Source organism: Lentzea xerophila, from assembly GCF_051094245.1.
GTDB classification, from domain to species: Bacteria; Actinomycetota; Actinomycetes; order Mycobacteriales; family Pseudonocardiaceae; genus Lentzea; species Lentzea xerophila.
On record NZ_CP194934.1, the window covers coordinates 6,696,018 to 6,717,821 of the forward strand.

18 protein-coding genes are annotated in these 21,804 nt (G+C 69.3%); 8 read left to right on the forward strand and 10 right to left on the reverse strand.

Annotated elements, in window-relative coordinates; translation table 11 throughout:
- Window positions 1-22: 22 nt before the first annotated feature.
- From ACRSBM_RS31815 to ACRSBM_RS31825, 3 genes are all read right to left on the reverse strand, one after another.
- Window positions 23-1,375 carry an aldehyde dehydrogenase family protein gene (locus ACRSBM_RS31815; protein WP_434449007.1) on the reverse strand — a complete coding sequence of 451 codons (1,353 nt, stop codon included), beginning with the start codon at window positions 1,373-1,375 and terminating at the stop codon, window positions 23-25.
- 77 nt (window positions 1,376-1,452) lie between these two features.
- Window positions 1,453-2,292, reverse strand: coding sequence for a DNA-3-methyladenine glycosylase family protein (locus ACRSBM_RS31820; protein ID WP_434449009.1), 840 nt, complete (start codon window positions 2,290-2,292; stop codon window positions 1,453-1,455).
- 49 nt (window positions 2,293-2,341) lie between these two features.
- Window positions 2,342-2,950: a mycothiol-dependent nitroreductase Rv2466c family protein gene (locus ACRSBM_RS31825; RefSeq protein WP_434449011.1), complete on the reverse strand. Its 609-nt coding sequence runs from the start codon at window positions 2,948-2,950 to the stop codon at window positions 2,342-2,344.
- Window positions 2,951-3,123: 173 nt separating this feature from the next.
- Between ACRSBM_RS31825 and pepN the strand changes: the two genes are divergently transcribed.
- Together pepN and ACRSBM_RS31835 are read left to right on the forward strand one after the other, a co-directional pair.
- The gene (gene pepN, locus ACRSBM_RS31830) at window positions 3,124-5,685 is read left to right on the forward strand and encodes an aminopeptidase N (protein WP_434449013.1); all 2,562 of its coding nucleotides are present in this window, start codon (window positions 3,124-3,126) and stop codon (window positions 5,683-5,685) included.
- Between the two features lie 66 nt (window positions 5,686-5,751).
- Window positions 5,752-6,387, forward strand: a complete 636-nt coding sequence (locus tag ACRSBM_RS31835; protein ID WP_434449015.1) for a GNAT family N-acetyltransferase — start codon at window positions 5,752-5,754, stop codon at window positions 6,385-6,387.
- Window positions 6,388-6,434: 47 nt separating this feature from the next.
- On the opposite strand, the gene ACRSBM_RS31840 is transcribed toward ACRSBM_RS31835, so the two are convergent.
- From ACRSBM_RS31840 to ACRSBM_RS31850, 3 genes are read right to left on the reverse strand one after another with little or no spacing between them, the layout of a single operon-like run.
- Complete coding sequence (locus ACRSBM_RS31840) at window positions 6,435-6,914, reverse strand: DUF5130 family protein (RefSeq protein ID WP_434449017.1); 480 nt, start codon at window positions 6,912-6,914, stop codon at window positions 6,435-6,437.
- The gene (gene ctaJ, locus ACRSBM_RS31845; protein ID WP_434449020.1) at window positions 6,901-7,146 is read right to left on the reverse strand and encodes an aa3-type cytochrome oxidase subunit CtaJ; all 246 of its coding nucleotides are present in this window, start codon (window positions 7,144-7,146) and stop codon (window positions 6,901-6,903) included. The genes ACRSBM_RS31840 and ctaJ overlap by 14 nt, the downstream gene beginning before the upstream one ends.
- Complete coding sequence (locus tag ACRSBM_RS31850; protein WP_434449022.1) at window positions 7,143-8,336, reverse strand: MFS transporter; 1,194 nt, start codon at window positions 8,334-8,336, stop codon at window positions 7,143-7,145. Before ACRSBM_RS31850 ends, ctaJ begins: the two co-directional genes overlap by 4 nt.
- Before the next feature lie 303 nt (window positions 8,337-8,639).
- Here ACRSBM_RS31850 and ACRSBM_RS31855 point away from each other — a divergent pair, with 303 nt between their 5' ends.
- Entirely contained in the window at window positions 8,640-9,035 is a 396-nt protein-coding gene (locus ACRSBM_RS31855; protein ID WP_434449024.1) for a DUF2345 domain-containing protein, read from the forward strand.
- Window positions 9,036-9,048: 13 nt separating this feature from the next.
- On the opposite strand, the gene ACRSBM_RS31860 is transcribed toward ACRSBM_RS31855, so the two are convergent.
- Complete coding sequence (locus ACRSBM_RS31860) at window positions 9,049-9,717, reverse strand: HNH endonuclease (RefSeq protein WP_434449025.1); 669 nt, start codon at window positions 9,715-9,717, stop codon at window positions 9,049-9,051.
- 152 nt (window positions 9,718-9,869) lie between these two features.
- On the opposite strand from ACRSBM_RS31860, the gene ACRSBM_RS31865 reads away from it, so the two are divergent.
- From ACRSBM_RS31865 to ACRSBM_RS31880, 4 genes are all read left to right on the forward strand, one after another.
- The gene (locus ACRSBM_RS31865; protein WP_434449027.1) at window positions 9,870-11,966 is read left to right on the forward strand and encodes a prolyl oligopeptidase family serine peptidase; all 2,097 of its coding nucleotides are present in this window, start codon (window positions 9,870-9,872) and stop codon (window positions 11,964-11,966) included.
- A gap of 86 nt (window positions 11,967-12,052) precedes the next feature.
- Entirely contained in the window at window positions 12,053-12,886 is an 834-nt protein-coding gene (locus ACRSBM_RS31870) for a mechanosensitive ion channel family protein (protein ID WP_434453300.1), read from the forward strand.
- A 127-nt stretch (window positions 12,887-13,013) separates the two neighbouring features.
- Window positions 13,014-13,397, forward strand: a complete 384-nt coding sequence (locus ACRSBM_RS31875) for a globin (RefSeq protein ID WP_434449029.1) — start codon at window positions 13,014-13,016, stop codon at window positions 13,395-13,397.
- A gap of 57 nt (window positions 13,398-13,454) precedes the next feature.
- On the forward strand, window positions 13,455-15,047 hold the full coding sequence (locus ACRSBM_RS31880; RefSeq protein ID WP_434449031.1) for a glycoside hydrolase family 13 protein: 1,593 nt from the start codon (window positions 13,455-13,457) through the stop codon (window positions 15,045-15,047).
- A gap of 64 nt (window positions 15,048-15,111) precedes the next feature.
- Here the strand turns inward: ACRSBM_RS31880 and ACRSBM_RS31885 are convergent, their stop codons facing one another.
- On the reverse strand, window positions 15,112-15,738 hold the full coding sequence (locus ACRSBM_RS31885; RefSeq protein WP_434449033.1) for a hypothetical protein: 627 nt from the start codon (window positions 15,736-15,738) through the stop codon (window positions 15,112-15,114).
- Entirely contained in the window at window positions 15,731-16,162 is a 432-nt protein-coding gene (locus tag ACRSBM_RS31890) for an acyl-CoA thioesterase (protein WP_434449035.1), read from the reverse strand. Before ACRSBM_RS31890 ends, ACRSBM_RS31885 begins: the two co-directional genes overlap by 8 nt.
- A 93-nt stretch (window positions 16,163-16,255) precedes the next feature.
- On the opposite strand from ACRSBM_RS31890, the gene ACRSBM_RS31895 reads away from it, so the two are divergent.
- A complete protein-coding gene (locus ACRSBM_RS31895; protein ID WP_434449037.1) occupies window positions 16,256-16,753 on the forward strand; it encodes a DUF2975 domain-containing protein in 498 nt (165 codons plus the stop codon).
- 69 nt (window positions 16,754-16,822) lie between these two features.
- On the opposite strand, the gene ACRSBM_RS31900 is transcribed toward ACRSBM_RS31895, so the two are convergent.
- The gene (locus ACRSBM_RS31900; protein ID WP_434449039.1) at window positions 16,823-21,766 is read right to left on the reverse strand and encodes an NAD-glutamate dehydrogenase; all 4,944 of its coding nucleotides are present in this window, start codon (window positions 21,764-21,766) and stop codon (window positions 16,823-16,825) included.
- Window positions 21,767-21,804 lie beyond the last annotated feature (38 nt).

Below are 21,804 nucleotides of genomic sequence, written 5' to 3' on the forward strand. Positions count from 1 at the left end.
CACGGCGGCTCGCGCAGCTCAATTACCGCTGGACCGACTTGACCTCGCAGAACTCGTCCAGCCCGAACCGCCCGAACTCACGGCCGTTGCCCGACTGCCGGTAGCCACCGAACGGCGCGCTCGTGTTGAACGCGGCGGCGTTGATGTCCACCTGGCCGGTGCGCAGCCGCTTGGCCACGCGAAGAGCACGGTCGGTGTCCGCGGAGAACACGCCACCCGCCAGGCCGTAGATCGTGGAGTTCGCGATCCGCACCGCGTCGTCCTCGTCGGTGTACGGCATGACCGACAACACCGGTCCGAAGATCTCCTCCTGCGCGATCGTCATCTCCGGCGTCACGCCACCGAACACCGTCGGCGCGACGTAGAAACCCTGCGGCAGCGGGGCTTCCGGTCCACCGGCGGCGAGCGTCGCGCCTTCCTCGACACCCTTGCGGATGTAACCGACCACCCGGTCGCGCTGCGCCTTCGACACCGCCGGCCCGATGCGCGTCGACGGGTCACCCGGATCCGCCGAGGTGTACTTCGCGGCGGCCGCCGCGGCCAGTTCGACGGCCTCGTCGTGACGGGCGGCGGGCACCAGCAGACGGGTCCACGCGCTGCACGCCTGGCCGTTGTTCATGAACGAGTTCGCGACCGCGATCTTCACCGCGCGCCCGAGGTCGGCATCGTCGAGCACGATGCAGGCGGACTTGCCGCCCAGTTCGAGGGCGACCCGCTTGACCGTCTCGGCGGCGACGGCGGACACCCGGCGGCCGGCGCGGGTGGAGCCGGTGAACGACACCATGTCCACGTCCGCGTGCGCGGCCAGCGCCTCACCGACGACCGGCCCGGTGCCGTGCACCAGTCCGAAGACGCCCTCGGGAACAGCAGCCGTGATGATCTCGGCGAGCAGGTCCGCGGTCCCCGGCGCGAGCTCGCTCGGCTTGAGCACCACGGTGTTGCCCGCGGCGAGCGCCGGAACGACCTTCGCGACCATCTGCTGCAGCGGGAAGTTCCACGGCGTGATGGCGGCGACGACCCCGACCGGCTCGCGGAAGATCAGCGAGTTGCCGATCTCCTCCGGCTCGAAGTAGCCGCGCTCCAGCACGTCCGCGACACCCTCCGCGATGGCGATGGGGTTCGCGACCTGCACCTTTCGGCTGAACGTGAGGGGTGTGCCCATTTCCCTGGTCATGGTCGCCGCGAGCTCGTCGGCACGGGTGCGCAGGCCGTCGATGATCGTCCGGACGACCTTCGCCCGCTCCTCGACCGAGGTCTGCGACCACGCCGGGAAGGCGGCCACCGCGGCGGCCACGGCCGCGTCGGCGTCGGCCGGTGTGCCCTCGGCGAGTGTGCCGATGACTTCCTCGGTGGCGGGGTTGACGACCTCGATCACGAGAGCCCTCCAGGTGGATGTGACACCACTGCACTGACAACGCGTCAGCCTGTCACATCATCTGGCGGCGGTCACGCTCAGGCAGGCGCCATCGCACCTCCGAGCCGCCGCTCACGCAGCACGCGCAGGTGCACCGCCGCCCACGTCCGATACGGCCGCCATGCCTCGGACACCTCGGCCAGCGGCCTGCCGTACCGCTTACGGACCTCGTCGTTCAGCTTGGACTCGTTGTGCGGCACGGCGTCCGGAGCGTTCGCCCCGCGCAACACGACCAACTCGGCCGCGAACGGCCCCAGCCCCTTGACCTGCTGCACCGCCAGCACGGCAGCCGCGGGCTTCATCGCACGCAGGGTGACCGCGTCCAGCAGCCCGTCCAGCGCCGCCTCGGCCACCGCCCGCAGGTACTCGGGCTTGCGACCGGGCAGGTCGAGGTCGAGCGCCAGCAACTCCGCCGGGGCCGGGAACACGCCGTCCCGCGCCAGCGAAGCCCTCAAGGCGGCCGCCTGCGACATGCGGACCCGCTGCGACAGCACCGACCACGCGGCCGCCTCGTACGGCGAGTAGAACCCGCACGGCCGCAAACCGGGCAGCTCGGCCTGGGCCGCGGCGATCACCGGATCCCGCGCACCCACCTCCGGCCACTCCCGCCCGTCGACGTCGAGCGACAGGAACCGGCAGACCTGGGCCGCCGCCAGGTCCAGGTCGCCGCCACCGCTCAGCTCCAGAACGGCAGTGGCGCCGCGCTGGGTCACGGAGACCGAAGCACGGCGCCACTCACCCTCGACCAGGAACGCCGACCGCAGCGCCTCGCCCTCGCGGTGAGGCAACGCGGACGGGGTGAAGCCCTCCCAGAACTCCCTGGACGTCGCCAACGACCAGGGCCCCTGAACTGCGACTTCGACGCGGTGGTGTGCCATGTCTCACGACGCTAGCGACCACCCCTGACAAAAAACGCGGCCGGAGGACTCAGCTGAAGTCCAAGTCACCCGTCCGAGTGCGCTTCAGCTCGAAGAAGTACGGGAAGCCGGCGAGCATCCGGGCACCGTCGAAGATCGTGCCCGCGTCCTCACCCCGCGGGATCTTCGTGAGCACCGGGCCGAAGAACGCGACGCCGTCGATGTGGATGGTCGGCGTGCCGACGTCCATGCCGACCGGGTCCATGCCGCGGTGGTGGCTCACCCGCAGTGCCTCGTCGTACTCGGTCGAGGTCGCGGCCTCGGCGAGCTCGGCCGGCAGCTCGGCGTCCGCGAGCGCCAGCTTGATGATCTCGTCGAAGTCCTGGTTGCCTTCGTTGTGAATGCGCGTGCCCATCGCCGTGTACAGCCTCGGCAGTACTTCGTTGCCGAACTTCTGCTCGGCGGCGATGGCGACGCGAACCGGTCCCCAGCCCTTGGTCATGAGGTCCTTGTACTGCTCGGGCAGGTCGCGGCCCTCGTTCAGCACGGAAAGACTCATCACGTGGAAGCTCAGGTCGATGTCGCGGACCTTCTCCACCTCGAGGATCCACCGGGAGGAGATCCAGGCGAACGGACAGAGAGGGTCGAAGTAGAAGTCGACCTTCGCCTTGTCGGCCATGCGTGCCCCTTCGATCGCGTTCTGTCGCGTTGGGTGCGGTTATCGCCCCATCAGCCCAACGAGATCACCCTGTCATCTCTTCCCGTACGCCGGTTCCGTGATTGGATGCGGGAGTCATAACCATTCCCGACGACGTCAGCGCGTAACCAGACGCGTGGCAGACGAGGTGACCAGTGGCCGCGCCCAACCTCACCCGCGACCAGGCTCAGGAACGTGCTGAGCTGCTGGAAGTGGAGTCCTACCGGATCGAGCTGGACCTGACCGACGGCGGCGGAAAGCCGGGTACGGACACGTTCCGCTCCACCACCACCGTGGTGTTCCGAAGCCGGACTCCGGGTGCTTCCTCGTGGATCGACATCGTGGCGGCGACCGTGCACCGCGCTGTGCTCAACGGCAGCGAGCTCGACGTCTCCGAGTACCGCGAGGAGGACGGCATCAGGCTGCCGGACCTCGCGGAGACCAACGAGCTCACCATCGAGGCCGACTGCCGGTACATGAACACCGGCGAGGGGCTGCACCGGTTCGTCGACCCGGTCGACGGCGGCGTGTACCTGTACTCGCAGTTCGAGACCGCGGACGCCAAGCGCATGTTCGCGTGCTTCGACCAGCCCGACCTCAAGTCCGTCTACTCGATGAAGGTGACGGCACCGCACGACTGGAAGGTCATCTCGAACGGCGAGATCACCGCCACCGAGGCCGGCGAGGGCGGCGCGGACGTGCACACGTTCGCCACCACCAAGCCGATGTCGACCTACATCGTGGCGCTGGTCGCCGGGCCTTATGCCGAGTGGCTCGACGAGTTCGTCGAGGGCGACTTCCGCATCCCCCTCGGCATCTACTGCCGCGCCTCGCTCGCTCCCCACATGGACCACGAGCGGCTGTTCACCGAGACCAAGCAGGGCTTCGGGTTCTTCCACAAGGCGTTCGGGGTGCAGTACCCGTTCGGCAAGTACGACCAGTGCTTCGTGCCGGAGTTCAACGCGGGCGCGATGGAGAACGCGGGCTGCGTCACGTTCCTCGAGGACTACGTCTTCCGCAGCCGCGTCACCCGCTACCTCTACGAGCGGCGCGCCGAGACCGTGCTGCACGAGATGGCGCACATGTGGTTCGGCGACCTGGTGACCATGCGCTGGTGGGACGACCTGTGGCTGAACGAGTCGTTCGCCACCTGGGCGTCCGTGCTCGCGCAGGCCGAGGCCACCGAGTACCGCCAGGCGTGGACGACGTTCGCGAAGATCGAGAAGTCGTGGGCGTACCGGCAAGACCAGCTGCCGTCGACCCACCCCGTCGCCGCGGACATCTCCGACGTGCAGGCGGTCGAGGTCAACTTCGACGGCATCACCTACGCCAAGGGCGCTTCGGTGCTGAAGCAGCTCGTCGCGTACGTCGGGCTGGAGAACTTCCTGGCGGGCCTGCGGGTCTACTTCGGCAAGCACGCCTGGGGCAACGCCACGCTGGCCGACCTGCTGGGCGCGCTGGAGGAGGCGTCGGGCCGCGACCTGTCGTGGTGGAGCGCTCAGTGGCTGGAGACGACGGGCCTGAACCTGTTGCGCCCCAAGTTCACCGTTGACGCTTCGGGCAAGTTCACCGAGTTCGCGGTGCTGCAGGGCGGCGCGCGTCCGGGTGCCGGCGAACTGCGCACGCACCGCATCGCGATCGGCGTCTACGACGACGACGGCTCCGGCAAGCTCGTCCGCACGCACCGCCACGAGCTGGACGTGACGGGCGACCGCACCGAGGTCCCCGAGCTCGTCGGCGTGCACCGCGGCAAGATCGTGCTGGTCAACGACGACGACCTCACGTACTGCACGATGCGCCTCGACCCCGACTCGCTGGCCGCGCTGATCGACCACATCTCCGACATCGCCGAGCCGCTGCCGCGCACGCTGTGCTGGTCGGCCGCGTGGGAGATGACCCGCGAGGCCGAACTGAAGGCCCGCGACTTCGTGAACCTGGTGCTCGGCGGACTGCACTCCGAGTCCGAGGTCGGTGTGGTGCAACGGCTTCTGCTGCAGGCGCAGACCTCGCTGTCGTCCTACGCGGACGACTCGTGGCGCGCGGAGGGCTGGCGCCGGTTCGTCGCGAAGGCGCTGGAACTGGCCCAGGCCGCGGAGCCCGGCTCCGACCACCAGCTGGCGTTCGTCAACGCGTTGGCGTCGTCGGTGCTCGACGACTCCACTTTGGACGTCCTGCGCGGCTGGTACGACGGTTCGGCCGTGCTGGAAGGCCTGGACGTCGACACCGACCTGCGCTGGCGGCTGCTGCAGGCGCTGGTGGCGCACGGCAAGGCGGACCTCGCGGAGATCAACGCCGAGGAGGAGCGCGACCCGACCTCCACCGGCCACCGCCGGGCCCAGTCGGCCCGCGCCCTGCGCCCGACCACCGCGGCGAAGGACGAGGCCTGGGACCGCGCCGTGAACGACGACGACCTGCCCAACGCGGTCAGCGAGGCGATCATCGCGGGCATCTCGCACCCCGGTCAGAAGGAGCTGCTCGCGCCGTACGTCGAGCGCTACTTCCGTGACGTGAAGGGCGTGTGGGACCGCCGCTCCTCCGAGCGCGCGCAGTCGATGGTCGTCGGCATGTTCCCGGCGTGGTCGATCGCGAAGTCCACTGTGGAGGCCGCTGACGCGTGGCTCGCGGACGAGCACCCGCCGGCCCTGCGCCGGCTGGTGTCCGAGGGTCGGGCCGGCATCGTGCGCGCGCTGGCCGCGCAGGAGTTCGACCGCTCCTGACGAGCTGAAGTGGAAGCCCCGCAACACGTTCGCGTGTCGCGGGGCTTTCGCATAACGTCAGGAAGCATGATCGGTGAACTGGTGGAGCGCTGGCACCGCGGCTGGATCGCGGCCGACGGGCTGACGTCCGAGTACCGCGACGGCTACCTGGTCGTCCACGTGGACCGGCCGCAGCGGCGGTTCGAGTGGATCGCGACGGACGACGCCGAAACCACCGCGATGGCCAGGATCGTGGCAGCCACGAGCGAACCGAACTGGCTGAGCGTCCCCACGCACGAGCCGCAGAGGGTCAGCGCGGAACTCGAAGCGGCCGGAATGGTCGTGGCACGGCCCGACGAGACGTTCATGAGGCGCGCGCTGGCGGGCCACCCGGTACCGGAACCGCCCGCGGGCTACGCGGTGGAGGTGACCAGGAGCCCGGTGATCGGCGTGCGGGTGCTGGCGGACGGTGAGGTGGCGGCCAGCGGGTTGATGGCCGTCGTGGGCGAAGACGCTGTCGCGCACCGCATCGAGACCGCGGACGCGCACCGGCGGCGTGGCCTCGGCAGTGTCGTGATGGGCGCGCTGGTCCGCGAGGCGGTGCAGGACGGGGCGAGGACCGGGTTGCTGTTCTCGTCGACCGAGGGCGTGCACCTCTACCGCAAGCTGGGCTGGGAGAAGATCTCGGACCTCGTCGTCGCGCGGAACACGGTCAGCCCGTAGAACGCGAACGCCCCCGGCGTCACACCGGGGGCGTTCGGGAAACGTGGTCAGGAACGCGGTGCGTTGCCCGCCTGGTCGGTCAGCATGCGCAGACCCGAGATGAGACCGCCCGCGAGGTCGCCCTCCTTGAAGGACGCCACCATGCTCATCACCGCGAGCTTGGCGCCGCGGTCGGCGAGCCGGCGGTGCGACTCCTCGCCCGTCACGACCTCTACGACGCGCTCGCCCGGCGACACGGCCACGAGGACGTGGTGCGTCGGGCGGTCGGTGGAGGCGTGCAGCTCCTGCGCGCGCTCGTGGGCGTTCGCGCCCAGGTCGCCCAGGTACACGCTGAAGTCGAGGCCCGTGCTGCGGCTGGACAGCGTGAGCGCCTCGTCCAGCTGTGCGAGCTGGGCCGGCGTGAACGGCAGTTCCGGCGCCTGCGGCTCGTACATCTTCGCCGCGGACACCCGGCCGCTGTTCGTCACGACGGTGCCGACGGGCAGCGTCGACGGGTCGACGGCCTCGATCGCCTTACCAGTTGCCACGGGCACCTCCCTTGGCCGTTGAACCCGAGGTAGCGGGCTCGGCGGCAGTGTGGTGTCCAGCGCTCAACCCAGCCGGGTTCGCGCTCCACCACACCGGGGCGTAGCCCCACTCCTGGCCAGGCCGGTACCGGGGAATCCGGGTGGCCTTTGGCCTCACCGTCAGCAGCGTGATCACGCCGTAGATCGCCAGCGGGATCAGCGCGAAGACGAGAACGGTCTCCACGATGGTCACGGCGGGTACGGTAGCCGACCTGCGCCGCGGGTGAGCGGCCGGGCCAGCAAGATCGCGGTCAGTGCGACGATCGCGCCCGCCAGGACGTAGACGGTCCCCAGCGACGTCGCCGCGGCGAGTGGTCCGGCGAGACCCGCGCCGAGCGGCGACAGTCCCCAGGCGAGCACCCGATATGAACTGGTCACCCGCCCCATCATCGGACCGGGCGTGAGTCGTTGCCGCCGGGTCGCGGACAGCACGTTCCAGCCGGCGGACGCCACGCCGAACAGCACGGCCGCGAACACGGCCACCACCAGCCACGGCGTGAGGCCGAACAACGCGAACCCCGCGCCGAGCAACGCGAGGAACCCGACCATGACCCGGCCCGCACCCCAGCGGGACGCGAGCCGCGGGGACACCCAGGCGCCTAGCAGAGCACCGGCCGCCATGCACATGACGAGGCCGGGAACCACCGGTTCGGCGAGGCCCAGTACCTGGATGGAGTAGAGCGCCAGCATGGCGTTGATGGCCGCCGCACAGAAAGCTGTAATTGCAACGGCAACTACCAGTGACCGCAGTCCCGGCGTGCGCACGAGGAACCGCGCCCCCTCGGCCAGCTGCCCGCGAAGATCACCTGAGGAACGGCCGGGGGCGACGTCCGGCACGCGGGACACGAGCACCGCGGCCACGGCGAACGAGAGCGCGTCGAGCGCGAAGCAGGCCGCCGGAGCCCACCAGAACAGCGCCGCGGCGGCCAGCGGACCGGCCAGGTCCATGCCGACCGTCTCGACCGTCACGAACCTGCTGTTCGCCGCCTCCAGCCCGGCCGGGCCGGCCAGTTCGACCAGGAGCACCTGCGACGCCGAGTCGGCGAACGTCTCCGCCGAGGTCAGCACGAAAGCCGTGGCGCACAAGACGACGACCGTCGCGTGTCCGGTGTGGACCGCCAGCGCGAGCAGTCCGGTCACCCCGGCGCGCAGCCAATGTGCCACGACGACAACGGTTCTGGGCTGCCAGCGGTCCACGAGCGCCCCGGCGGGCAGCGCGACGAGCAACCACGGCAGCGTCATCGCGACGGCCACGGCGGATACAGCGAGCGGACTTCGGGTACTCGAGGCGGTGAACAAGGGCAACGCGACAATGCGAACGCCATCCCCGACGAGCGACACCGCCCAGGCTGCGGTGAGGTCCCGGAAACCGCGTCCACGCACGCCACCGATGCTATGACGCATGTCACGTTTCACTGGTTTGAACGCTACCGAGCGTGTCCATACCGGCCAGTAAGGGCAATGAGTGCTCTCGTGCGGCGCAGCGGTTACACCCGGTCAGGCCTCACCCGGTCGGCGGCGAACGGGTGCCGGTTTGGGGTCTTGTTCCTGGATCACCCAGCTCTTAGCTTTTCACCTATACGGGTCTTGCGCACCCGTCCCGAGAGTCCCGGAGGACACAAAATGTTCACGATTACCCGCCCCCAGGCCGTGACCTTCACTCTTCCGAGCTACAAGGACGATTCAGTGCGTATCACCGCCAGTGACTCCGTCCGGATCACCATGGACGACTCCGTTCGGATCACCGCGAGCGATTCGGTGCGGATCACCGCCCGCGACTCGGTCCGCATCACGATGGACGACTCGGTGCGCATCACGGCGAGCGATTCGGTCAGGATCACGTGCGCCGACTCCGTCCGGATCACCGCTCTCGACGACTCCGTCCGGATCACCGCGCAGCAGGACTCGGTGAGGATCACCGCGCGTGAGGACTCCGTGCGCATCATCATGGACGACTCGGTCCGCATCACGGCGCACGACGACTCGGTGCGCATCACGATGGACGATTCCGTCCGGATCACCGCGCACGACGACTCCGTGCGCATCACGGCACGCCGGAACGACTTCTCCCTCGCGGCCTGACCGAACGGGCAGATCAGGCCGCGGGTTCACCCAGGTACGGCAACCACTGGGGATCGGCCTCGGCCACTCCGGCGAGCAGCCGCCAGTGCGGGCCGCGTGGCGCCGCGGGCACGACGCGCAGCCGCCAGCCCAGTTCGGACAGCAGCTTGTCCGCCTTGCGGTGGTTGCACTTCGCGCAGCAGGCGACGCAGTTGGTCCAAGTGTGAGGTCCGCCACGCGAGCGCGGCACGACGTGGTCGATCGTCTCGGCCCGCCCGCCGCAGTAGGCGCAGCGATAACGGTCGCGGTGCATGAGCCCGGCACGGGTCATCGGCACGCGGCCTCGATAAGGCACGCGAACGTAGGTGCTCAGCCTGATCACGGACGGCACGAGCACCTCGGACTTCGACGAGTGCAGCACCAGCCCGGAAGCGTCCCCGTGCACGACTTCGGCTTTCCCGCACACCACGAGGACGACCGCCCGGCGCAGCGACAACGCCGTGAGCGGCTCGAACGTGGCGTTGAGCAGCAGTACCTTGCGTCTTCCCCAGGGGAACACCGCCGGCGCCGGACCGGAACCTCCCCCGTCTCGATCCCCGTCCCGCACCGCACGCAGCTCGGGCTGATTTCGGCATGGGGGGACCGTCGGCGCCGTCTCGCCGGTCAGCGAGGCGCCGATAGGGGTCGGTTGTCGGTCTGGCACGCGACCACCTCCACCGGTTCAGCCATAGGAGACCACACATACCAGGAAAAAATCACGTGTGATAAGTGACGCGTCATGGATGTGTGATCGAACTCGGGATGAAGCCACTCCCTATCGGAAGTCGTTTTCAATCAGCCGCTACCCTTGACAAGGTGACCGAGGCCCCCTCCACTCCACTGCCTGCGACGATCACCTACCCGATCGCCGAGCGGCTAAACATCGCCGAGCAGATCCACGGGCGCGAAGTCGCCGATCCCTACCGCTGGCTCGAGGATGTGGCTGACCCCCGCACCGAGTCGTGGTCGCGGGCGCAGGACGTGCTCGCCCGCTCCTGGCTGGACGCGATGCCCGGCCGCACGCGCCTCGGCACGAGGCTCAAGGAGCTGATGCGGACGGGGTCGGTGTCCACGCCGACCTGGCGCGCGGGCAGGGCGTTCTTCACCCGCCGCGGTCCCGAGCAGGACCACCCCGTCGTCATGGTGCGCGAGCCCGGCGGCACCGAACGCGTGCTGCTCGACGTGAGCGTGCTCGACCCGTCCGGCAGGACCACCCTGGACGGCTGGTCGCCGAGCCTCGAGGGCACGCGCCTGGCGTACCAGGTGTCCGTCGGCGGCAACGAGCACTCGCTGCTGCACGTGATGGACGTCGAGTCGGGCGAGCTCATCGAGGGCCCCATCGACCGGTGCCGCTACTCCGCGATCGGCTGGCTGCCCGGCGGCGAGGAGTTCTACTACGTCCGCCAGCTCGACCCGGCGCTGCTGCCCGAGGACGAGAAGCTGTTCCACCGCCGCGTGTGGCGCCACCGCGTCGGCACCGACCCGGACACGGACCTCAACGTGCACGGTGACGACCAGGCGCACACCTTCTACTACACGCTGAACCTCTCCCACGACGGCCGCTGGCTGGTCGTGAGCGGTGCGCCCAGCACGGTGAAGCACGACTCCGTGTGGATCGCGGACCTGCACGGCGACGGCGCGCTCCAGCCGGTCATCCTGTCCGATGCCCGCGTGCAGTGCTCGGCGTCCGTCGGGCGTGACGGCAGGCTCTACCTGCACACGAACCACGGCGCGCCCCGGCAGCGCCTCTGCGTCGCCGACCCCGCGAACCCCACCGAGTGGACCGAGCTGATCAGCGAGGAGCCGGACTCGGTGCTCGACGGCGTGCGCTGGCTCGACGGCGACCTGGTCGTCCTGCGCACCAGGCACGCGGTGTCCGAACTGCACCTGCACGACGCCGCGACCGGTGCTCACAAGCAGGAGATCCCGCTGCCCGGCACGGGTTCGCTGCACGGCATGACGGTCGTGGACGTGCACACCGATCATGACCAGGACACGCTGTGGTTCGGGTGGACGGACTTCGTGACGCCGCAGTCGGTGTTCCGGTACTCCAAGGCCTCGGGCGAGACCGTGCTGCACGAGGCCGCGCCCGGCCGCGTCGAGCTGCCGGCGGTGACGACGCAGCAGGTCGCGTACGAGTCCAAGGACGGCACGACGGTCCGGATGTTCGTCGTGAGCGGCGAGCAGAAGCCCGACCTGCCCCGGCCCGCGCTGCTCACCGGCTACGGCGGCTTCGCGATCGGCCGCGGCCCCGGCTACAGCGCGACCACGCTGGCGTGGGTCGAAGCGGGCGGCGTGTGGGTCCACGTGTCGTTGCGCGGCGGCGACGAGGAGGGCGAGGACTGGCACGTCGCCGGTATGCGCGCCAACAAGCAGAACGTGTTCGACGACTTCCACGCCGCCGCGGAACGCCTGATCCGCGACGGGTGGACCACGCCGCAGCAGCTGGCGATCATGGGAGGCTCCAACGGCGGCCTGCTCGTGGGTGCCGCGCTGACCCAGCGCCCGGAGCTCTACGCGGCCGTGGTGTGCTCAGCGCCACTGCTCGACATGGTGCGCTACGAGAAGTTCCTGCTCGGACGGCTGTGGGCCGACGAGTACGGCAGCGCGAGCGACCCCGAGGAGCTGGGCTGGCTGCTCTCCTACTCTCCTTATCACCGAGTGGTAACGGACGTTGAGTACCCTTCGGTCTTGTTCACGGTGTTCGAGTCGGATTCTCGTGTGGACCCCAACCACGCCAGGAAGATGTGCGCGGCACTGCAGCACGCTTCGTCAAGTGATCCGACCAAGCACCCCGTGCTGATCAGGCGCGAGACCGAGGTCGGTCACGCGGGCAGGTCGGTCAGCCGGACGGTGGCTCTCGCCGTGGACCAGCTGACGTTTCTCGCGAATGCCACCGGCATGGAGTTGTAGGAGGGCACGACCACGTGACGAGTCCCGTGGACGACATCTCGAACAGAACCGCGCAGGCGGTGGGTTTCTTCGAGAAGTACGGCCCAATGATCCTCGGGGGCGCGATCAAGATCGTTCTGATCATGGTCGCCGCCTTCATCCTGAGGGCGATGCTCCGCAAGGTCATCGACCGGATCACCATTCCCGGCAAGGAAGGCAAGAAGCCGAGGCTGCTCAGGCCGTTGCGGGAACGCGCACCCCAGGCGCTCGGGAACCTCGTCTCCGAGCGCCGGGAGCAGCGCGCCCGCACGATCGGCTCGGTACTGAAGTCGATCGTCACGATCCTGATCTTCGGAATCGCGTTCCTCGAGGTCATGATCGTGGTGGGCATCAACATCACGCCGATCCTGACCTCGGCGGGCATCCTGGGCGTCGCCATCGGTTTCGGCGCCCAGAACCTGGTGAAGGACTTCCTGTCCGGCATGTTCATGCTGCTGGAGGACCAGTACGGCGTCGGCGACGTCGTCGACCTCGGCCCGTCGATCAGCGGCACCGTCGAGGCGGTCGCGCTGCGCACCACGACGATCCGCGACACGGGCGGCACGGTCTGGTACGTCCGCAACGGCGAGATCCTGCGCGTCGGCAACTCGTCGCAGGGCTTCGCGGTCGCCGTCGTCGACCTGCCGCTGAGCTACGGCGCGAACCTCGCCGAGGCCACCCGGGTGCTCGAGCGCCGGGTCGCCGAGGTCGCCGAGAAGGAACCGTTGAAGAACGACATCACGGCCAAGCCCGAGGTGCTCGGCGTGGAGAAGTTCACGCCGGAGGGCATCACCCTGCGGGTCACCGCGAAGACGCGCCCCGGCCGCCAGTGGGCGGTCCAGCGCAACCTGCGCGCGCAGCTCATGCCCGCGCTGGAGGAAGCGGGCTTCACGGCCAAGTAGGCGGAGTGAGTTAGAACACCCATTCGAGACGATGATCACCCGGCGTCCTGCCAGTTCACACGCCTATGGCACAACGAACACCCGGGGCGGCCTGCGCGCGGTGGCTCGCGTGAGTCAGGATGGGTGGGTGGGAAACCCCGTGAGCTTCTTCGAACAGGTCGGTGGCGAGGAGACGTTCCACCGCATCGTCGCGCGCTTCTACGCCGAGGTGAAGTCCGACGAGATCCTCCTCCCCCTCTACCCCGAAGAGGACCTCGGACCTGCGGAGGAACGGCTGCGGCTGTTCCTCATGCAGTACTGGGGAGGCCCCCACACCTACTCGGAGAACCGGGGCCACCCGAGGCTGCGGATGCGCCACGTGCCGTTCAAGATCGGTCCGCTCGAACGCGACGCGTGGCTGCGCTGCATGCGGATCGCCGTCGACGAGGCCGGCTTGGACGAGGCCCACCGCAAGCAGCTCTGGGACTACATGGAGATGGCCGCGAACAGTCTGATGAACAGCTTCAACTGAACGCCCATCACCCGAACGAGTCCTTTGGCAGCGAGACGAATGGCAGGATGACCCCCCGTGCGACGATCCTCCGACCTCACTCCCGAGATCGCCGAAGAGTCCGCCTGGTGGCGTGACGCCGTCTTCTACCAGGTCTACGTGCGCTCCTTCGCCGACTCCAACGGCGACGGCGTCGGCGACCTGGACGGCATCCGATCCCGGCTCGGCTACCTCGAACTGCTCGGTGTCGACGCCCTGTGGCTCACCCCGTTCTACCGTTCGCCGATGGCCGACCACGGCTACGACGTGGCCGACCCGCGTGACGTGGACCCGCTGTTCGGCGACCTGGCCGCGTTCGACCGGCTGGTGGCGGACGCGCACGAGCACAACATCAGGGTGACGGTCGACCTCGTCCCGAACCACAGCAGCGACCTGCACGAGTGGTTCCAGGAGGCGCTGCACGCCGGTCCGGGCAGCATGGAACGCGCCCGTTACATCTTCCGCGAGGGCCGCGGCTTCGACGGCTCGCAGCCGCCGAACAACTGGGTGTCCGTCTTCGGCGGCCCCGCCTGGACCCGCGTGCCGGACGGCCAGTGGTACCTGCACCTGTTCGCGCCGGAGCAGCCCGACCTCAACTGGGAGCACCCGGAGGTCCGCGCCGACCTGGAGCACACGCTGCGGTTCTGGCTGGACCGCGGGGTCGACGGCTTCCGCATCGACGTGGCGCACGGCATGGCCAAGCCAGAGGGCCTGCCGGACATGGAGATCCGCACACAGGCTCCGGGTGTGCTGTCCGACGACGCGCACGACCCGCGCTTCGACAACGACGGCGTGCACGAGATCCACCGCATGATCCGCAAGGTCATGGACGGCTACCCCGGCACGATGGCCGTCGGCGAGATCTGGGTGAGGGACGACGAGCGGTTCGCCGCGTACGTCCGTCCCGACGAGCTGCACCTGGGCTTCAACTTCCGGCTGGTCGAGGCCGACTTCGACGCCGACGCGGTCCGTTCGGCCATCGAGCACTCGCTGGGTGCCGTCGCGCTGGCCGGCACGTCCGCGACGTGGACGCTCTCGAACCACGACGTCGTCCGGCACGTGACCCGCTACGGCGGCGGCGCGGCAGGCGAGCAGCGGGCCCGCGCGATGACGCTGGTCGAGCTGGCGCTGCCGGGCGTGATCTACCTCTACAACGGCGAAGAGCTCGGCCTGCCGAACGTGGAGCTGCCGGACTGGGCGCTGCAGGACCCGACCTGGGAGCGCTCCGGCCACACCGAACGCGGCCGGGACGGCTGCCGCGTGCCGATCCCGTGGGAGGGCACCAGCCCGCCGTTCGGGTTCTCCACCGCGGTGAACACCTGGCTGCCGCAGCCGAACGAGTGGGCCCACCTCACGGCCGAGGCGCAGCTGGAGGACCCCGGTTCGATGCTGTCGCTGTACCGCCAGGCTCTGGAGCACCGGAAGTCCAACGCGGGCTTCGCCGGTGACGAGCTGGAGTGGTACGGCGCCCCGGCGGGCTGCTTCGCGTTCCGGCGCAAGGGTGGCGGGCTGATCTGCGCCCTGAACACCTCGGGCGCGTCCGTGCCGCTGCCTCCCGGTCAGGTGCTGCTGTCGTCCGGTCCGATGGACGGCGACCAGCTGCCCCCGGACACCGCCGTCTGGCTCGTCTGATCCGCTGACGCGACAAGGCCCCTGGGACGCGTCCCAGGGGCCTTGTTCTCGTTCTCGGACGTTCTCAGACGAGCAGCGGCAGCATCGAGTGCCGGCGCCGGACCACCGCGCCGTACCGGGCGTCGATCCGCAGCCACGAGTCGGTCGCGGTGACCCGGACCTCGCCGTCCTCGCCGAGGAAACCCATGCCCGACAACGCGAAGAGGACCCGCAGCGGGATCTTCACGTCCAGTCCGGACCCGCTGACCGTCAGCACCGTCTGGTCCAGCAACGAGGCCGGCGGCGTGCCCTGCGGCCCGGTGTTGTCCCGCGCGACCTCGACGCCCTCGTCCGCGAGCTTCGCGATGACCTCGACCGGCAGCCGGTCCACCATCAGCCAGCCGTCGGCGGGCGGCAGGGCCGAGCGCCACATCAGGTCCTTGGCCGGGCCGGGGTCGATGCGTTCGTCGCGCATGACCGCGAGGCCCGTCAGCAGCTCAGAGCCGGACACCGTGACGTCGGCCGGGTTCGCTTGTCCCGCAACGGTTCGCGTGGCGAGCGCGTCGAACGGCGTGGCGACCCACGCGTCGAGCAGCTCCTCGTTGCGGTTGCGCAGCCGCACCACCGACTGCCCGTCGAGGCGCACCGCGCGTGCGGCGAACGCCCCGAGGTCGTCTCTCTCGGCCGCGTCGGCCAACACCAGCTCAGGCACCATTTCCCCCTGCCCGCCACCCGGCGAGAAAGTCGCGCTCGGCCTCGGTCAGCCGGCGCGGACGTGCGGTCGTCACGTTGTAGGGCGCCATGAGCGTCTCCGCCCTGACGACCACCGGGCTGTTCACGTCACGGCTGCCGCGCACCACGTAGTCGAGCGTCAGCGACGCGGACTTGAGCTCCCGCACCGACATCTCGACGATGATGTCCTCGCCGGTGAAGACGATCGGCGCGAGGTAGTCGACCACGAGCTTCGCCACGACCATGCCCTCGGCGAGTTCCTTGACGCCGTGGCGGGCCGCCTCGGTGAACAGCAGCTCGATGCGGGCCTCTTCCAGCAACGTCACCGTGTTCGCGTGGTTGACGTGGCCGAACGCATCCATGTCCGACCATCGCGGCCGCACACCAGTGACGAAGACACCCATGCAGGGACCCTACCGCTCACGATCGCCCGAACCTTCACAGGACCTCCACACCAGCCGATTGAAATTCGATAGGCAACTCTCGATACTCGATCTATGTCTCGTGCACTGGTGATCTTCCTGCAGGCCCTGCTCGCCCTCGCGTTCCTCGGCGGACTGTTCGCGCAGATCGTGGTGATCCCGACGGTGGCCGCGGACGAGGTCGCGCTCTTCCCGCCCTACGAGTCCGTGAGAGTGCCGTTCGTCGCCTCCGCGATCGTCTTCATCGCGTGTCTCCAGGTCCTGGCGGTGGCGTTGGGAGGAATGCTGCACAAGGCGGGCAACGGCACCGTGTTCGAGTCCGGTGCGCTCACGTGGACGAACATCGCGATCGGTGCCATCGTCGCCGGCGCGGTGGTGCTCGCCTGGCTGTTCGTCTACGTGACGTTCGCCGACATCCCCTCGCCCACCGACGGCATGGACACCCTGGGTCTGTGGATGGGGTCCGCCGCGGGCACGGTCGCGGCGGTCGGTGTGGCCTCGCTGGTCGTCGTCGGGCGGCAGTGGCTGCGTCGCGCGATCGCGCAGCGCGCGGAACTGGACCAGGTCGTCTGACCCGCCGGAAAAGTGCCGGGGCGCCGCGGAGGGGATTCCGCGGCGCCCCGGTTTTTCAGCTGTCGCGCACTACCTGACCATGCTCCGCACCTGGCGGGCGGCGACGGACAGGGTGGCCAGGTCCAAGCGGTGGACCCGGTTGATCTCCTCCAGCGCACCACGCGAGCGAGCCAGGCGGGAGCTGTTGGCCTGCTCCCACTTGGTGATCTTCTCGCTCGCGGTGTCGCCCTCGTCGCTCGCCCGCAGCACGTCGAGCGAGATGGCCCGCAGCGACGAGTAGAAGTCGTCGCGGAGAGCCAGGCGGGCCAGGGCGTGCCAGCGGTTGCCGCGCTCCAGGTTCGTCACCGAGTCCAGCATGTGGTCGATGTCGAGGTGGTCGGACAGCGCGAAGTACAGCTCTGCCGTCTCGCGGTGCGAGCGCTCCGGGCCCGCGCCGCCGGTCGGGCCGAACTCGCGTTCGGCGAGCTCGGCGATCTCCGTGACGTCGAGCAGGCCGTACATGTAGAGCAACGCCGCGACCTTGCGGGCCAGCTCGGCCGGGACGCCCTGTTCGACGTACCGGTCCGCCTTGACCGCCACGACGTCGTACTCCTTGCCCTGCAACAGGTCGAAGGCGTACGGGCTGAGCTCGGAGACCACGCCGCGGAAGCGGTTGATCGTCGAGCCCACCGGCAGCGGCTGCGGGCGGTTCGAGAGCAGCCAGCGCGACGCGCGGTCGAGCAGGCGGCGGGTCTCCAGCACCATGCTGTCCTGCACGTCCGTCGGCACCACGTTGTCGAGCGCCTGGATCTCACGCCAGATCGACGGCAGGTCGAAGACCTCGGTGACCACGGCGTACGAGCGGACGGCGTCCGTCGCCGACGCGCTCATCTCCTCGGCCAGGCGGAAGGCGTAGGAGATGCCACCGCCGTCGACGACCTCGTTGACGACGACCGTGGTGATGATCTCCTTCGCCAGCGGGTGGTTCGGGATCGCCAGGCCGAAACGCTCGCGCAGCAGGGTCGGGAAGTAGTCCGGCAGCTTGTTCTTGAACGTGTCGATCGTCGGGATCTCGCTCGCGAGCAGCTCTTCCTTCAGCGTGAGCTTGGTGAACGCGAGCAGCGTGGCGAGCTCCGGCGAGGTGAGGCCCTGGCCGCTCTTCTCCAGCGCCTTGAACTCCGCCACGCTCGGCATGGCCTCCAGCTTGCGGTTGAGCGCGCCGCGCACCTCCAGGTCGGCCGTGAGACGCGCGTGCACCGACAGCATCGGTGCGGCGTGCGCCCGGCTGACGCCGAGGACGTTGTTCTGCGAGTAGTTGTCCGCCAGCACGAGCTCGCCGACCTCGTCGGTCATCTCGCCGAGGACCTCGTTGCGCTGCTGCTGCTCCAGCGACCCCTCGCGGACCAGGTGGTCCAGCAGGATCTTGATGTTGACCTCGTGGTCGGAGCAGTCGACGCCCGCGGAGTTGTCGAGCGCGTCGGTGTTGACCTTGCCGCCGGCCCGCGCGAACTCGATGCGGCCGCGCTGGGTGAGACCCAGGTTGCCGCCCTCACCGATGACCTTGACCCGCAGTTCGGCGCCGTCGACGCGGATCGCGTCGTTCGCCTTGTCGCCGACGTCGGCGTGCGACTCGGTCGACGCCTTGACGTAGGTGCCGATGCCGCCGTTCCAGAGCAGGTCGACCGGCGCGAGCAGGATCGCCTTCTTGAGCTCCGGCGGGGACAGCTTCTCCACGCCCTCCGGCAGCCCCAGCGCGACGCGGGCCTGCTCGGACAACGGGATCGACTTGGCCGTGAGCGGGAAGACGCCGCCGCCCTCGCTGATCAGCGAGCGGTCGTAGTCGTCCCACGACGAGCGCGGGACGTTGAACAGCCGCACGCGCTCGGCGAAGGAGGCGCCGGCGACCGGGTTCGGGTCGATGAAGATGTGCCGGTGGTCGAACGCGGCCACGAGCCGGATGTGCTCGGACAGCATCATGCCGTTGCCGAACACGTCACCTGACATGTCGCCGATGCCGACGACCGTGAACTCCTCGGTCTGCGTGTCGACGCCGAGCTCGCGGAACGAGCGCTTCACGCTCTCCCACGCACCCTTGGCCGTGATGCCCATGGCCTTGTGGTCGTAGCCGATCGAGCCACCGGACGCGAACGCGTCGCCCAGCCAGAAGCCGTAGCTCTGGCTCACGCCGTTCGCGATGTCGGAGAACGTCGCGGTGCCCTTGTCCGCGGCCACGACCAGGTACGTGTCGTCGCCGTCGTAGCGCACGACCTGCGGCGCGGGCACGACCTCGTTGTTGATCAGGTTGTCGGTGAGGTCGAGCAGGCCCGAGATGAACATCTTGTAGCAGGCGATGCCCTCGGACATGAAGTTCTCGCGGTCGATGCCGGGGTCACCCGTCGGCGCGATCGGGCGCTTGACGACGAAGCCGCCCTTGGCGCCGACCGGCACGATCACCGCGTTCTTCACGGCCTGCGCCTTGACCAGGCCGAGGATCTCCGTGCGGAAGTCCTCGCGGCGGTCGGACCAGCGCAGACCACCGCGCGCGACGCTGCCGAAGCGCAGGTGCACGCCCTCGATCCGCGGCGAGTACACGAAGATCTCGAACTTCGGCCGCGGTGCCGGCAGGTCCGGGATGGCCTGCGGGTCGAGCTTGACCGAAAGGTACGGCCGCGCGTTGCCGTCCGCGTCGCGGAAGAAGTAGTTCGTCCGCAGCGTGGCGTTGATCATCGAGAGCAGGCTGCGCAGGATGCGGTCCGCGTCGAGGCTCGTCACGTCGTCGATGAGCTTGCCGGTCTCGACGACCATCGTCTCGGTGCGGTCGGCGCGCGTGGCGTCGTCGAGCCGCGGGTCGAACCGGGCCTCGAACAACGCGACCAGCGCGATCGCCACGCTCGTGTGGCCGAGCACGGCGTCCTCGATGTAGTCCTGCGAGTACGGCGTTCCCGCCTGGCGCAGGTACTTCGCGTACGCGCGCAGCATCGCGGCCTGCTGCCAGGTGAGCCCCGCCTGCAGCACCAGCGAGTTGAACCTGTCGACCTCGGCCTCACCGCGCCAGACCGCGGCGAACGCGTCCTGGAACCGCACCCGCACGTTGTCGAGGTCGGCCTCGGACAGCTGCGACAGCGCGGCCTTGTCGATGCGCAGGCCGAAGTCGTAGATCCAGCACTGCACACCGTCTTCGCGAGCGATCTCGTACGGCCGTTCGTCGACCACGATCACGCCCATGCGCTGCAGCATCGGCAGCACGTCGGACAGCGTGATGCCCTCGCCGGTCACGAAGATCTTGAAGCGGCGCTCCCCCGCCTCGGCCCCCTCGGGCACGTAGAACACCATGTCGAGGTCGCCCTCGACGAGCGCCTCGATGCGCCGGTAGTCCTCGAGGCCCGTCGCGGCCGGGAAGTCCTCCTTGTAGGCCTCCGGGAAGACCGCGGCGAACCGCTGGCCCTGCTCCGTGGCCGACTCGGCACCCAGCTCGCCGCTGTCACCCGTGACGGCCTCGACCATCCGGTCGTCCCAGCTGCGGACGGCCTCGGCGAGCTTGCCCTGGATCGCGTGGACGTCCGGCTCCAGCGTGCGCGCCGGGTCCGTGTGCACCATGAAGTGCACGCGGGCGAGAGCGGACTCGCCGATGCGCGCGCTGTACTCGAGGTTCAGGCCACCGAGCTCGGCGAGCAGCACCTCCTGCATCGCGAGGCGGCTCGTCGTCGTGTAGCGGTCACGCGGCAGGTAGACCAGGCACGAGAAGAAACGGCCGAACGGGTCGCGACGCAGGAACAGCCGCAACCGCCGCCGTTCCGCGAGCGCGATGACGCCCGTCGTCGTCTGGTAGAGCGTTTCGGTGTCGACCGAGAACAGCTCGGTGCGCGGGTAGTTCTGGATCACCTCGAGCATCCGCTGGCCCGAGTACGACTGCAGCGGGAAGCCCGCGCGGTGGATGACCTCGCGCACCCGGCGCTCGATCACCGGGATGTCGAGCACGTCCTCGTGCAGCGCGGTGGTGCTGAAGATGCCCAGGAACCGGTGCTCACCGGAGACGTTGCCCTCGGCGTCGAACGTCTTCACGCCCACGTAGTACGGGTAGACGCTGCGGTGCACGCTGCTCTGTGCGCTCGCCTGCGTCAGCACCAGCAGCTCGGGGCTGAGCGCCTGCGCGCCGTTGTCCGGCCCGGCGGTGAGGCTGCGCGCCGCGAGGCTGTCCTGCCGCAGCACACCGAGCCCGCTCGCGAGCACCGCCCGCAGCGCCGGCTCACCGTCGTCCTGCACCAGCTCGTACTGCCGGTAGCCCATGAACGTGAAGTGACCGTCCGCGAGCCACTTGAGCAGCTTCGAGCCGTCCGTGGTGGCCTCGGTCGAGTCCTTCTCCAGCTCGTCGGCCAGCTGCAGCGCCGTGGTGACCATGCGGTCGGTGTCCTCGACGACCTCGCGGACGTCGGTCAGCACCGTCAGCAGCCGGGTCTCCAGCTCGCGGGCACGATCGGGGTCGGTGATGAGGTCGACCTCGATGTTCATCCACGACTCGGCCAGCGCGTCGGCGGGCGGGTCGGCGGGATCGGCGGCCGGCAGCACCTCGGTGCGCTCACCGGTGACCGGATCACGGCGGACGACGACGATCGGGTGCACGACACGCTGCACCTGCACCCCACCGCGCGTGAGCTCGGACGCGACCGAGTCGACGAGGTAGGGCATGTCGTCCGTCACGACCTGGACGACGGTGACAGGACACTGCCACCCGTCGGTCGAGCGCGTCGGGTTCAGAATGCGCACCGCGGCGCGTCCGGGAACGCGGCTCTCGGCGAGCTGGTAGTTCGATCGCACCGCTCCGACCAGGTCCACCGGGTCGTCGTCGTTGACTTCCTCGGCGGGCACGTGCCGGTAGAAGAGGCGGATCAGATCAGCGAGTTCGGGGGCATTGGCGGCGGCCCGTTCGATCAGCTCGTCACGGACCTGCTCAGGACTGGCCGTTCGACTGCCATCCCCCGCGGCGGCTACCGCGGAGACGTCGTCGGTTCGGGTCGGGGCTCCAGTCGAGGTCATCTTCAGGCGACTCCACGCTATCCGGCACCTCTGTGTGC

Bases quoted from the DNA above. Each gene is read 5' to 3' on its own strand.
- ACRSBM_RS31820 (WP_434449009.1), bottom strand. From the start codon at position 2,292: ATGGCACACCACCGCGTCGAAGTCGCAGTTCAGGGGCCCTGGTCGTTG.
- ACRSBM_RS31825 (WP_434449011.1), bottom strand. From the start codon at position 2,950: ATGGCCGACAAGGCGAAGGTCGACTTCTACTTCGACCCTCTCTGTCCG.
- ACRSBM_RS31835 (WP_434449015.1), top strand. From the start codon at position 5,752: ATGATCGGTGAACTGGTGGAGCGCTGGCACCGCGGCTGGATCGCGGCC.
- ACRSBM_RS31870 (WP_434453300.1), top strand. From the start codon at position 12,053: ATGATCCTCGGGGGCGCGATCAAGATCGTTCTGATCATGGTCGCCGCC.
- ACRSBM_RS31890 (WP_434449035.1), bottom strand. From the start codon at position 16,162: ATGGGTGTCTTCGTCACTGGTGTGCGGCCGCGATGGTCGGACATGGAT.
- ACRSBM_RS31895 (WP_434449037.1), top strand. From the start codon at position 16,256: ATGTCTCGTGCACTGGTGATCTTCCTGCAGGCCCTGCTCGCCCTCGCG.
- ACRSBM_RS31900 (WP_434449039.1), bottom strand. From the start codon at position 21,766: ATGACCTCGACTGGAGCCCCGACCCGAACCGACGACGTCTCCGCGGTA.